Consider the following 12,843-nt stretch of genomic DNA (forward strand, 5'->3'; position numbering starts at 1 on the left):
AACGTGGATTGCGGGTCAAGCCCGCAATGACAAGTCCGGGTTCTTCTACATCCGCGCGACTCCAAACTGCATCGGCCGCAGCTGCCTTTGCTCCGCCTGCGCGCAGATATCGAGGCACTGCGCCAGCACCGCGCGGGTATCGCGCGGATCGATCACGCCGTCGTCGAGCAGCAGGCCGGACGTGTAGAAAGCGTCGGCCTGGGCTTCGAACATCGCGACGATCTTGTCGAACTGGACCTTGGACTGGGCGGGATCCGCCGCTATGCCTTTGCGGGCCAAACCGGCCTCGGTGACGATCTGCATGGTGCGGGCGGCCTGCTCGCCGCCCATCACCGCCGTCTTGGCGCTGGGCCAGCTGAAAAGGAACCGGGGGGCATAGCCGCGGCCGCACATTCCGTAGTTGCCCGCGCCGAAGGAAGCGCCGCACTGGATGGTGATCTGCGGCACCGTGGCGTTGGTCACGGACTGGATCATCTTGCTGCCGTGCTTGATCATCCCGCCCTGCTCGCTGTCCTTGCCCACCATGTAGCCGGTGGTGTTCTGCAGATAGATGATCGGATGGCCCAGCTGGCACATCAGCTGGATGAAATGCGTGGCCTTGTTGGCGCCGGCCACATCGATGGGCCCGTTGTTCGTGATGATGCCGATGCTGTGTCCGTCGATGCTGGCCTGCACGCACACCGTGGCGGGGCCGTACAGCGACTTGAACTCCAGCAGGTCTGAGTCGTCGACGATGCGGGCAATGATCTCGCGCATGTCCACCGGCTCGCGCAGATTGGAGGGCACCAGGCCCAGTAGTTCCTCGGCGTCGAAGCGTGGATGGCTGTCATTGCGGGCCTGACCCGCAATCCATGTAGGCGCGCCACCATGGATCCCGGATCGAGTCCGGGATGACAGCCGGCCTACGACCTCCCGGGCGATGCCCAGCGCATGCCTATCGTCTTCCGCCAGGTACTCGCCCAACCCGGAAACGGCGGTGTGCATCTCGGCGCCGCCCAGTTCTTCCTCGGTCGCCACCTCGCCGGTTGCCGCCATCAGCAAGGGCGGCCCCGCCAGGAAGGCGCGGGAGCGCTTGCGCACCATCACCACGACGTCGCTCAATCCCGGCATATAGGCCCCGCCCGCCGTGCCCGAGCCGTGCTGCACTGTGATGACGGGGATGCCCGCCGCCGACAGCCGCGCCAGGTTGCGAAACAACGCGCCGCCGTGCACGAAGCCTTCCACCCGATAGCGCATCAGGTTGGCCCCGGCGCTTTCCACCAGGTGGATGAACGGCAGCTTGTTCTCCAATGCCAGTTCCTGCACCCGCAGGATCTTGTCGAGCCCCATCGGCTGGATCGCCCCGGCATCGATGCCCGAATCGCTGGCCACCACCATGCAGCGCACGCCGCTGACAAAGCCGATCCCGGCGACGATGCCGCCGCCCGGCACCGAGGCGGCCGGGTCCTTGACGTCCTGCAGATAGCCGGCCAGGGAGCACAGCGGCAGATACGGCATTCCCGCGTCGAGCAGCAGGGCGACGCGCTCACGCGGGAGCAGCTGGCCGCGCTTGTCGAAGACGGGCTTGGACCTGGCCGAAGAAGCGGCCGCTCGTTCCTGCAGCCCGTGCAGTTGGGCGATGCGCGCCAGCATGGCTTCGCGCCGCTGCTGTGCCACGGCCCCCTGTGCGTTCCAGGAAGAAGCGAACACCGTCATGACTGGAAGACCTTCGGCACCACGGCGCGGTGAAAGCCCTCGAACGGCTTCACGGCATTGCGCTGCTGCGCCTCTTCGCCCGGCATCTGCATGGGCCAGCCCATGCGCACCTGCGGGCGCGCGCCGTCGACGCGGAGCACGTCGCCGCTGATGAATGAAGCCGCCGGGCTGAGCAGGAACACCACGGCAGCCGAGGTTTCCGCTTCCGTACCGAAGCGGCCCAGCGGCACGGTATTGCGCATCTCGCGCAGCATGGGCCCCGCTTCCGGGGGGTAATGGTCCATGCCGCTGGAGGCGATGTAGCCGGGCGCGACCGCATTCACGCGAACACCGCTACGGGCCCACTCGGCCGCCGCGGTTTCGGTGAAGCTCACCATGCCGGCCCGCGCCGCGCCGCTGTGGGCCATGTTCGGCATGGAACCCCACATGTCGGCCACGATGTTGACGATGGCGCCGCCGTGCTGCTGCATGGATTGCAGGTAGCACTCACGCGCCATCAGGAAGCCGCCGGTGAGGTTGGTGTTGATCACCGCCTCCCAGCCCTTGGCGCTGATGTTTTCCAGGGGGGTGATGTACTGGCCGCCGGCATTGTTGACCAGCGCGTCGATGCGGCCGTGCACCGCGATCATGGCCTGCACCGTGTTTTTCACCCCCTCCTCGTCGCGGATGTCGCAGGCGTGGAAGCTGGCGCGCCCGCCATCGGCCACGATCTCGCCGGCCGTCTCGTGCAGCTTCTCCAGCCGTCGGCCAATGAGCACCGCGTGTGCGCCCAGCGCCGCGAGTTCATGGGCGATGCAGCGGCCGATACCCGAGCCGCCGCCGGTGACGACAACGACCTTGCCGGCGAAGAGACCGGGCGCGAAGACAGAACGATAATGGGCGCTCAAGTTATTTCCCCAATGAAAAGTTTCATGGCCGCGTCGGCGAGTTCATCCAGCGACGCCCCCTTGCGCCGGTCGTACCACTGGGCCGACCAGTTGAGGGCGCCGAACATCAAGAGGCGCGCCAGTTTCACGTCGGCCCGCAGCTGGCCCGATGCATGCAACGCGTCCAGCACCGGACTCCACGGGGCCTCGTACTCGCTTTGCAGTTCGGCCAGGGTTGCGCGCTGGCGAGGCGTGATCGACCGCGCCTCGTACAACATCACCGGAATGAAGTCGCTGCCCGGCCCGAGCAAGATGTCGAAGTGGTTGCGGATCAGGGTTCGCAGTTGGGCGGCGGCATCGGGGGTGGCCTGCGCGGCACGCTGCAGCGCCTGCTGCTGCCGCTCGATGGCCGAGCGCATGCCCTCTTCCATCACGGCGTACAGCAGCGCGCCCTTGCTCTTGAAGTGATAGAACGGCGAGCCGCTTTGCATGCCCACCGCCGCCGCGATGTCGCGGGTGCTGGTGGCATCGAAGCCCTTGCGCCGGAACAGCTTGGCGGCCGATCGCAGCAACTCGACGCGGCGGTTGCCGTCGTCCCTGTCCTCCACGGTCTTGCGCGGACGCCCGCGTGGGCGCTTGACGCTATCGACGGGACGTGCGGCGGATATCTCCATGGGACCGGACCATAGCAAAGTCCGGTATTTTTAGCAAGCGGCCGCTTGGTGAAAATAGCGGCCGGTCGCGGGCTCTATTGCTGCGAGGAAATCTCCGCGCATTTGCGGCCCATCGCCTCGACGGCGGCGCGGTGCCGCTGGCGCAGCCGCTTCATCTCGAAGGTGGCGTCCGGCGAAGGCCTGATCTGCGCGTTCCACACCGAATGCACCATGTCCACGTGGCCCATCAGTACATCGGCCATCTCCTCGGACAGCTGGGGCAGCGCTCCCTTCATCATCCGGATGTCGTGAAGTTCAGCAGCGACAGTCTGGTAGCAATGCCTGTCCATCCATGACTCGACCATCTCATCGAAGTCGCTTTGGTATCGCTCAAGCGCCTGCGAGAGCTGTGAAGCAACGGTGCGGATGGCCGGCAGCGAAGAGGCTGACATGTAAACCCCCAGGGGTAGATGTCTCGAAGTTTACGGACAGATACCCCGCGTATCCCCCTCAGCAATTAGCTGTTACCACGGCCGGGCAATAAACGCGCCAAAGCGCGGCAGGCCGGCTTGACACAGAATGGAGGGTTGCCGGACCCAGATCCAGACCCCAGAGGAACTCCCCATGACCTACCCCCATACTCAACTGTTCATCGATGGCCAGTGGCAGGACGCCGCGGATGGCCGCAGCCTGGCCGTCTTCAACCCGGCCAGCGGCCAGGAGATCGGCCGCGTTGCGCATGCAGGCAAGCCCGACCTCGACCGTGCGCTTGCTGCCGCGCAGAAAGGCTTCGAAACCTGGCGCGACACCCCTGCGGCCGAGCGCAGCAAGATCATGCGGCGCGCTGCCGCGCTGATGCGCGAACGGGCGGGCGACATTGCCGGGCTGCTCACCCAGGAACAGGGCAAGCCGCTGGCCGAGGCCAAGGGCGAGGCGATCGCGTCGGCCGACATCATCGAATGGTTTGCCGAGGAAGGCTTCCGCGTTTACGGTCGCGTCGTGCCTTCGCGCAACCTCGCAGTGCGCCAATTGGTGGTGAAGGATCCGGTCGGACCGGTGGCGGCGTTCACGCCCTGGAACTTCCCGATCAACCAGGCCGTGCGCAAGATGTCGGCGGCGCTGGCCACCGGCTGCTCCATCATCGTCAAGGCACCTGAAGAAACGCCCGCCGGCCCGGCCGCGCTGGTGAAGGCCTTTGCCGACGCGGGCGTACCTGCCGGCGTGATCGGCCTGGTGTACGGCAACCCGGCGGAAATCTCGGGCTACCTGATCCCCCACCCCATCATCCGCAAGATCACCTTCACGGGCTCCACCCCCGTGGGCAAGCAGCTGGCGGCTCTTGCCGGGCAGCACATGAAGCGCGCGACCATGGAACTGGGCGGCCACGCCCCCGTCATCGTGGCCGAGGACGCCGACGTAGCCTTGGCCGTGAAGACGGCAGGCGGCGCCAAATTCCGCAACGCCGGCCAGGTCTGCATTTCGCCGACGCGCTTCCTGGTGCACGAAAGCATCCGCAACGAATTCGCTGCCGCGCTGGTCAAGCACGCCCAGGGCCTGAAGGTCGGCGATGGCATGACCGACGGTATCCAGATGGGTCCCTTGGCCAACCCCCGGCGCCTCACCGCAATGGCGGAGTTCACCCAGGACGCGGTCGAGCGCGGTGCCCGGGTCGCTGCCGGCGGCGAGCGCATCGGCCAATCCGGCAACTTCTGGGCGCCCACGGTGCTGGTGGATGTGCCGCTGGAAGCCAAGGTCTTCAACGACGAGCCTTTCGGCCCCATGGCCGCCATCCGCAGCTTCAACACGCTGGACGAGGCCATCGCCGAAGCCAACCGCCTGCCTTTCGGCTTGGCCGGCTACGCCTACACCCGCTCGCTCAAGAATGCGCATGCGCTGTCGCAGCGCCTGGAGGTGGGCATGCTGTGGATCAACCAGCCGGCCGCGCCCTGGCCCGAGATGCCCTTTGGCGGCCTCAAGGATTCGGGTTATGGCTCGGAGGGCGGGCCGGAGGCACTGGAGGCCTACCTGAACACCCGCTCGGTCTCCATCATGAACGTCTGAGGACCGGCGTCAGCGACACCGTCCTACAGTCCCCCGCTGGGGCCAGCCCTAGATTCGGGGGCATATGAAACAGGCCCTGCACAGCGCAGCCAACACGGTTACCGATTTCCTTCGACGGATCTGGGGCGCTGTGCGGCGCCACCCGTTCTGGTTCATTGCCGCGCTGCCCGTCCTGGCGCTGCTCTACGTCGTGGCGCACATTCCGTTCACGCCCAGCATCGTGGACGTGCGCAAGGCCAAGTCCGAGCAGCCGACCGTGGTGATGACCGCGGACGGCAAGGAACTGGCCGTGTTCAAGCGCGCCAATCGCGACTGGGTCAAGCTCACCGATATCTCCCCGCACGTGCTGGCGGCGCTTATCGCCACGGAGGACCGCCGCTTCTTCGAGCACGGTGGCCTGGACCTGCGGCGCACCGCTGGCGCGGCGCTGAGCAGCATCGGTGGCGATCTCCAGGGTGGCTCGACCATCACCCAGCAGCTGGCGCGCAACCTCTATCCCGAGCAGGTGGGCCGTGCCGCCACGCTCACGCGCAAGATCAAGGAAGCCATCACGGCGCTCAAGATCGAATCGGTCTACGACAAGAACGAGATCCTGGAGACCTACCTCAACACGGTTCCGTTTCTCTACAACGCCTACGGCATCGAGATGGCGGCGCGCACCTATTTCGACAAGTCCGCCGACAAGCTGGACGAGCTGGAAAGCGCGACGCTGATCGGCATGCTGAAAGGCACCAGCTACTACAACCCGGTGCTGAACCCCGAGCGCGCCGTGCACCGGCGCAATCTCGTGCTGGCGCAGATGGTGAAGTCGGGAAAGCTGGAGCAGGCGAAGTTCGAATCGCTCAAATCCAAGCCGCTGGGCCTCGACTTCGAGCGCCAGGCCGAACCCCTGGGCCCGGCCCCGCACCTGGCCCAGCAGCTGCGCCGCTGGCTGATCGAATGGGCCGACCGCCATGGCTACAACATCCATGCCGACGGCCTGGTGGTGCACACCACCATCGATTCACGCCTGCAGGACATGGCCAACCAGGCCGTGACCCGGCAGGCCGACAAGCTGCAAGCCGTCGCCAGCGCGCAATGGAAGCCGGCCGCGAACAAGGAGCTGGTGGCCACCTTGCTGCGCGAGACGCAGCAATACCGTGCGGCACGAGACACCGGGCTGGCCGACGGCGAGGCCCTGAAGAAGCTGCAATCGGACACGCCATTCATGCAAGCGTTCTGGGAAGAAAAGACGCGGCTGCAAGCCGGCTTCCTGGCCATGGATCCCGCCAACGGCCACGTCAAGGCCTGGGTCGGCAGCCGCGATTTCAGCCAGGACCAGTTCGACCACGTGCAGCAGGCCAGGCGACAACCCGGGTCCACCTTCAAGCCTTTCGTGTACGGCGCCGCCTTCGAGCAGGGCATCAGTCCGGACGAGGTTTTCATCGACCAGGCGGTGGAAATACGGATCGACGAGCGCACGGTCTGGAAGCCTACCGACGTGCACGACGCGACGGGGCTGCCCACCAGCTTGCGCGATGGCCTCATCCAGTCCAAGAACACCATCACCGCGCAGCTGATGCAGAAGGTGGGCCCTGCGCGGGTTGCGAAAACCGCCTACGACATGGGGGTGCGCCAAAGCAAGCTCGACCCGGTGCCTTCGCTCGCGCTCGGCACCAGCCCGGTAACGCTCAAGGAAATGGTGGCGGCGTACGGCACCATCGTCAACAGCGGTAGCTATGTCGAACCCATGCTGGTGACGCGAGTGACCAACAAGCAAGGCCAAGTGCTCCAGGAATTCCATCCCAAGCCCCCGGAACACGGCTTGTCATTGGCTGCCGCGCAGACCTTGCTGGACGTGATGCGCGGAGTGATCGAGAAGGGCACGGGTGCGGGCATCCGCAGCAGGTTCGGCATCCAGGGTGACCTGGCGGGCAAGACCGGCACCACCCAGGACTACACCGACGGCTGGTTCATCCTGATGCACCCGAACCTGGTGTCCGGCGCCTGGATGGGCTTCAACGACAACCGCGTGACCATGCGCAACGACTCGTGGGGCCAGGGCGCCCGCAACGCGCTCAACATCGTCGGAGATTTTTTCCAGCAGACCCTCAAAGCCAAGGTCGTTGACAAGAATGCCCGCTTCTCCGCACCGCGCGACCAAGGCGTGATGAACAGGATGAACGATTGGTTGAACAGCGTTTTCCAGAACCAGCAGCAAGAGCCGCAGGGCGCTCAACCCGCGTTGGTGGCCGAGCCGCAGCCCAACGGGCCGGCCATCAGCCCCGCGCCGGCGGTCGTCTCCGTGCCTGCCGTGATTGCCGAGCCCGCGCCGGCGGCTACAACGTCGCCAGTGCCGCAGCGCAATCCCGAGTTCCAGTGGAACGCGGAGCGCAGCGCCGAGCGGCCGGCACGACTGGTGATCCGCGCCCCCGGCGCGGCTCCGGCGGATGAACGCCGCGACACCGAACAGCGATCGGAATCGTCTGGCGAGGGTAGCTTCCGCATACTGCGCGAGGTCAGGCCCCAGGAGGGCGTGAGCAGCGACCGCTGAAGCTCAGGCCGTCGGCGCCCGCCAGCGCTCAAGCTCGGGCCCGATCTGTTCCAGGGTCGGCATGACCAGGGCGCCGCCAATCTTCCGGCGCGCGAGCAAGGTGCAGGAACCTCCGGCCCAGATCTCCGTCCTCGGCGGCAACAGCCCGCGCAATTCCTGCAGGCCCCGGGCGGCCTGGCCCGGGTTCATGCCGGCGGAAAAACTCAGGCCCACGATATCGGCACGGTGGGCCACGGCCGCGGCAGCAACCTGGGCCACCGGCGCATTGACGCCCAGCGACATGCAGTTGGCACCATGCAGGCCCAGCAGGGCCCAGGCCATCAGCAGGCCCAGGCCGTGCAACTCCTGCGGAAATGTCGCCAGCAAGACCCGCGGCCTTGCAGATGCGGGCACGTCGAGCGCCGCAATGGCGCCGCGCAGGACCTGCTGGACGCCGTCGCTGTACAGGTGTTCCTCGAAAACCTGGAGCTGCCCCTGTGCCCAGGCTTCGCCGACCGCGGCATTCAGGCGCGGCAGCCGGTGGGTGACGAAGGACTCGAGGCCCTTCTGGTCCAGCGCCCGCCTGAGGTGGCCGACCAGGCGGCGCATGTCATGGGCCTTCAGCATCCGGATAAAGGCGTCTTCACGCACGTCTTCAACTGCGGTGCCTCGCGCCCGTGGACCACGCGCCAGCCGCGCCAGTTCGTCCACGCCCATTTCCACCAGCTGCGCCGGGCGGTGACCGAGCTCCAGCAGGCGGCGCATCAGCCGCAGCTTCTCCACCTGGGCCGCAGGATAGCCCCGCTCGCCGCGTTGATCGCGCAAGGGCTGGGGAAAGCCGTAGCGCCGCTCCCAGATCCTCAGGGTCGCGCGCGGAATGCCGCTATCCGCCTCGGCCACGGCAATTGGCAGGGGCTGCGGGGAAACCTCGGTCATCGGCATATGCGCATTGTCGCCACGCCCTCGCACCAACCTGGGTTCGCGGACGGCGGATGTGTGACATAGTTACTTGAAGTTACTTATTTGTCATAGTACAAACAGGCCTTCTGGTGGAGGTTCAACATGCGCGTCATCCCCAATAACGTCCCCGGCCTAACCCTTGTGTTCCTGGCGGCCCTGATCTGGTTCGGTTCAGGACGCGTCGGGGCGCAACCTCGCCCCAATGCCGACGACGCCGGCGAAGTGCTTTCCCATCCCTGGGTCGTGCCGCACCCGAGCCGGCAGCCCGAGGCCTACTTCACCAACATCAAGAGCGGGGAACAGCGCGAGTCGCCGTTCGTGCTGCGCTTCGGGCTTTCCATGCGCGGGCTGGTGCCGGCGGGCAAGACCGCAGGCCGCGCCGGGCATCACCACATGCTGATCAACCAGGCGCTGCCGCTGGACTTCACGAAACCGCTGCCATTCACGGACCAGTACATCCACTTCGGCAAGGGCCAGATGGAGGCCGTGGTGAACCTCAAGCCAGGCACCTACCAGCTGCATCTGTTGCTGGCCGACCAGGGCCATATCCCTTATTTCGTCTACAGCAAGCCCCTCACGATCACCGTCACCAAGCAGAACGCCCAGGTGAGCGCGGCGAGCCTGCAAGGCCCGGCGCGTGTCGAGATCCTCAGTCCGGCCGATCAGGAAAGCCCGCGCGGGCCATTTCGCGTGCAGTTCCATGCCACGGGCTACAACGTTGCGCACGCCGGTCCCCAGGTGCCGGGCACGGGTCATTTCCGGCTGGTGCTGGAGCGCCAGGGCAAGCCGCCGGAGGTACTCAGCTTCCGCCAGGGCCAGACCGAGGTGTGGCTGAACCCTCCGCGCGCCGACTATGCGATGCGGCTGGAACTGGTCGGCAACGACGGCGCCTCGGGCGTCATCGCAAGCAGCAAGCCCGTGCGTGTGAACGTGGCACCGCGCCCACCGGTCTGACTACACGCTGCGCAGGCCTTGTGCGCGCTGCAGCAGCAGATCGCGCTCACGTGCGTTGCCGGCCAATTTGGCGGCGCGCTCGAATTCGGCCCTGGCCTCGTCATTGCGCCCCAGCTTGGCGAGCAGGTCGCCGCGAACGCTGGGAAGCCACTGGTAGTTGCGCAGTGATTTGTCCCCCTCGAGCGCGTCGATGATCGCCAGTCCCGCCGCCGGTCCGAATGCCATGGCGACCGCCACGGCCCGATTCAATTCGACGACCGGCGACGGCGCCACCTGGGCCAGCGCGTCATAAATTGCGGCAATGCGCTGCCAGTCGGTCTCGTCGCCGCTCGAGGCCCTCGCATGGCAGGCGGCGATGGCAGCCTGCAGCGCGTAAGGACCCAACGCCCCGCCCATCGACGCGGCGCGCTCCAGCGCCGCAAGGCCGCGGCGAATGAGCAGGCGGTCCCAGCGCGTGCGGTCCTGTTCCAGCAGCAGCACCGGCCGCCCGGCCGCGTCGACCCGCGCCCCCGCGCGCGAGGCCTGCAGTTCCATCAACGCCACCAAGCCATGGGCCTCGGACTCCTCCGGTGCCAGCTCGGCCAGCATCCGCCCCAGGCGCAAGGCCTCGTCGCAAAGGGCCGGCCGCATCCAGTCCTCGCCCGCCGTGGCGGTGTAGCCCTCGTTGAAAATCAGGTAAACGACTTCCAGCACCGATGCCAGGCGCTCGCCCAGGGCCTCGCCGCGCGGCAGCTCGAACGGCACGCGCGCCTCGCTGAGCGTTCGTTTGGCGCGGACGATGCGTTGGGCGATCGTGGGTTCGGGCACCAGGTAGGCGCGGGCGATCTCGTGGGTCGTCAGGCCGCCCAGCAGTTTCAGCGTGAGCGCGACGCGCGCGTCTGTCGAGAGCACGGGGTGGCAGGCCGTGAAGATCAACCGCAGCAGGTCATCGCCGATCTCGTCGGCACGGGCCTCGTCGAGCGCGTCAACGAAGTCCGGCACGATCAGGGCCTCCTGAGCCTCGAGGTCATGGCCGATCTGGTCCAGCTTGGACTGCAGCACCTTGTCGCGGCGCAGCCGGTCGAGCGCGCGGTTCTTGGCGGTGGCCATGAGCCAGGCGCCTGGCTTGTCCGGCACGCCCTGGGTCGGCCAATGCTCCAGGGCGGCCACCAGCGCGTCCTGCGCCAGTTCCTCGGCCACTCCAACGTCGCGCACCATGCGCGCGACGCCGGCCACGATCTTCGCGGACTCGATGCGCCAAACCGCGTCGATGGCATGGTGGGTGGCCGAGTGCATTGGCGATCAGGCCTGGGGCGGAGCTGCGTTGGGATCCATGTACATCAGCTCCCAGACATGGCCGTCCAGGTCGGTGAAGCCGTGGCCATACATGAAGCCGTGGTCCTGCGGCGGGTTGGGCGCCGTGCCGCCGGCGGCGATGGCCTTGCGCACCAGCTCATCGACCTCGGCGCGGCTCTCGCACGACAGGCAGATCAGCACCTCGGTGCTTTTGGTGGCGTCGGCCACCGGCTTCCTGGTGAAGGTCTGGAAGAAGCTCTCGACCAGCAGCATCGCGTAGATGTCGTCGGCGATCACCATGCAGGCGCCCTGCTCGTTGGTGAACTGCGGATTGAAGGAGAAGCCCAGGGCGCCGAAGAAGGCCTTGGTGAGCTCCATGTTCTTGATAGGAAGGTTGACGAAGATTTTGCGTGACATGGCGGATCTCCTAGACGGCCTTTTCGGCTCGGGCCTTCAGGTTGGCGAGGCCCGCCTCGAAGTCGCGGCCGATCATGCGGTCCATGTTCATGAAGATACCCACCAGCTTGGCCATGAAGGGGCTGGGGCCGTGCATGGCCCAGGTGACTTCCGTGGCATCGCCGCGGGGCACCATGGTGAACTCGACGATGTTGTGGCCTTCGAAGGGTTCGAGCATGTCCAGCTTCATCGTGACCTTGGCAGGGGCCGTGGATTCCAGGATGCTGATGCTGCCCTTGCCCACGTCCTTGTTGCCCGCGAAATGATAGGCCGCACCGGGACCGGCCTGCGGCCCGCTGTACTCGCCGCGGATGTTGGGGTCCTTCAGGTTGTAGGGGTTCCAGGTGTTGAACACGCGCATGTCGTTGATGAGCGGGTACAGCCGCTCCGGCGGCGCCTTGATGCTGGCGCTGCGGTGCACGCGGAAGGTGTCGGGCTTGAACGCGGCCAGCACCAGGGGCACGGCCATTGCCGCGACGGCGATGAGGGCGATGGTCTTGATCATGGCGCTCTCCTCACTCCATGCCGATCTTGTTGAACCGATCGGCTGTTGCCGGTTCGATCACGTCCTTGAAATCGTCCATCTCGTAGAGCTGGCGCACCTCGATCTCGGCGGGCTTGCCTTCACCCACCGGGTTCGGGAAGCGGCGCGACCACTCCAGCGCCTCGTCGCGGTTGCGCACCTGGATCATGGTGTAGCCCGCGATGAGTTCCTTGCTTTCGGTGAAGGGCCCGTCTACCACCACGCGGCGGTCGCCCTCGTAACGGATGCGCCAGCCCTTGCTGCTGGGTTGCAGGCCCGAAGCGTCGAGCAGCACGCCGGCCTTCGCCAGCTGTTCGTGGTACTCGGCCATGGCGGCGAACAGCTTGTCGCTGTCGTCGGGGAAACGGCCCGCTTCCGAATCCGGCGTGGCCTTGACGATGATCATGAATCGCATATCGGTTCTCCTTGCTGTTGGGTGGAAGCGGCAGGAAATGCGCGCCTCTGAACACACGACGAAGCAACCGATGCGAAATCGACAAGTCGCCGGCCTGGGAAAAACCCTAGGTGTAGCAAGGCCCCACGGCGCGCACCTCGACCGTCGCCCATTCAGCTGCGGGACATTGCTTGGCGATGGCCACGGCCTCGTCACGCGTTTCGCAGTCCAGCAGGAAGAATCCGCCGACCATCTCCTTGGCCTCGGCGAACGGGCCATCGAGCACCTGGGCGCGGCCATTGCTGATCTTGACGCGCTGGGCGTCGTCCTGCGACACCAGCGATTCCACGGCGCGCAGGACGCCGCGCGCCTTCAGGCCGTCGGCAAAACGCAGCATGCGTTCATACACCGCCTCGCCTTCGGCCCGGGTGCGGGTGAGCCGCTGGCCGACAGGTTCCTGGATCAAAAGCATGTAGGGCATCGGCAACCTCGGG

General features: G+C 66.5%; 13 protein-coding genes. 3 read left to right on the plus strand and 10 right to left on the minus strand.

The window, feature by feature from the left end; genetic code table 11:
- Positions 1-45: 45 nt before the first annotated feature.
- The 4 genes from HNE04_RS08770 to HNE04_RS08785 form a co-directional block, all read right to left on the minus strand.
- Entirely contained in the window at positions 46-1,695 is a 1,650-nt protein-coding gene (locus HNE04_RS08770; protein ID WP_172218162.1) for an acyl-CoA carboxylase subunit beta, read from the minus strand.
- Complete coding sequence (locus HNE04_RS08775) at positions 1,692-2,582, minus strand: SDR family oxidoreductase (protein ID WP_172218163.1); 891 nt, start codon at positions 2,580-2,582, stop codon at positions 1,692-1,694. Before HNE04_RS08775 ends, HNE04_RS08770 begins: the two co-directional genes overlap by 4 nt.
- Positions 2,579-3,235 carry a TetR/AcrR family transcriptional regulator gene (locus tag HNE04_RS08780; RefSeq protein ID WP_172218164.1) on the minus strand — a complete coding sequence of 219 codons (657 nt, stop codon included), beginning with the start codon at positions 3,233-3,235 and terminating at the stop codon, positions 2,579-2,581. Before HNE04_RS08780 ends, HNE04_RS08775 begins: the two co-directional genes overlap by 4 nt.
- A 74-nt stretch (positions 3,236-3,309) precedes the next feature.
- The gene (locus HNE04_RS08785; protein WP_172218165.1) at positions 3,310-3,666 is read right to left on the minus strand and encodes a hypothetical protein; all 357 of its coding nucleotides are present in this window, start codon (positions 3,664-3,666) and stop codon (positions 3,310-3,312) included.
- A gap of 172 nt (positions 3,667-3,838) precedes the next feature.
- Here HNE04_RS08785 and HNE04_RS08790 point away from each other — a divergent pair, with 172 nt between their 5' ends.
- Positions 3,839-5,275: an NAD-dependent succinate-semialdehyde dehydrogenase gene (locus HNE04_RS08790; RefSeq protein WP_172218166.1), complete on the plus strand. Its 1,437-nt coding sequence runs from the start codon at positions 3,839-3,841 to the stop codon at positions 5,273-5,275.
- A gap of 64 nt (positions 5,276-5,339) precedes the next feature.
- Positions 5,340-7,808, plus strand: a complete 2,469-nt coding sequence (locus HNE04_RS08795; protein ID WP_172218167.1) for a penicillin-binding protein 1A — start codon at positions 5,340-5,342, stop codon at positions 7,806-7,808.
- A gap of 3 nt (positions 7,809-7,811) precedes the next feature.
- Here HNE04_RS08795 and HNE04_RS08800 read toward each other — a convergent pair whose 3' ends face one another.
- Entirely contained in the window at positions 7,812-8,729 is a 918-nt protein-coding gene (locus HNE04_RS08800; RefSeq protein ID WP_172218168.1) for a MerR family transcriptional regulator, read from the minus strand.
- A gap of 120 nt (positions 8,730-8,849) precedes the next feature.
- Between HNE04_RS08800 and HNE04_RS08805 the strand changes: the two genes are divergently transcribed.
- On the plus strand, positions 8,850-9,701 hold the full coding sequence (locus HNE04_RS08805; protein ID WP_172218169.1) for a DUF4399 domain-containing protein: 852 nt from the start codon (positions 8,850-8,852) through the stop codon (positions 9,699-9,701).
- On the opposite strand, the gene HNE04_RS08810 is transcribed toward HNE04_RS08805, so the two are convergent.
- The 5 genes from HNE04_RS08810 to HNE04_RS08830 all read right to left on the minus strand — a co-directional run bounded on the left by HNE04_RS08810 (position 9,702) and on the right by HNE04_RS08830 (position 12,830).
- Positions 9,702-10,976, minus strand: a complete 1,275-nt coding sequence (locus tag HNE04_RS08810) for an RNA polymerase sigma factor (protein ID WP_172218170.1) — start codon at positions 10,974-10,976, stop codon at positions 9,702-9,704.
- A 6-nt stretch (positions 10,977-10,982) separates the two neighbouring features.
- Entirely contained in the window at positions 10,983-11,393 is a 411-nt protein-coding gene (locus HNE04_RS08815; protein WP_172218171.1) for a VOC family protein, read from the minus strand.
- Positions 11,394-11,403: 10 nt separating this feature from the next.
- A complete protein-coding gene (locus HNE04_RS08820) occupies positions 11,404-11,937 on the minus strand; it encodes an SRPBCC family protein (protein ID WP_172218172.1) in 534 nt (177 codons plus the stop codon).
- Positions 11,938-11,947: 10 nt separating this feature from the next.
- Positions 11,948-12,370, minus strand: coding sequence for a YciI family protein (locus HNE04_RS08825; protein ID WP_172218173.1), 423 nt, complete (start codon positions 12,368-12,370; stop codon positions 11,948-11,950).
- 106 nt (positions 12,371-12,476) lie between these two features.
- Positions 12,477-12,830, minus strand: a complete 354-nt coding sequence (locus tag HNE04_RS08830; protein ID WP_172218174.1) for a YciI family protein — start codon at positions 12,828-12,830, stop codon at positions 12,477-12,479.
- Positions 12,831-12,843 lie beyond the last annotated feature (13 nt).

Source organism: Caenimonas soli (assembly GCF_013155545.1).
Classification (GTDB): domain Bacteria; phylum Pseudomonadota; class Gammaproteobacteria; order Burkholderiales; family Burkholderiaceae_C; genus Ramlibacter; species Ramlibacter soli.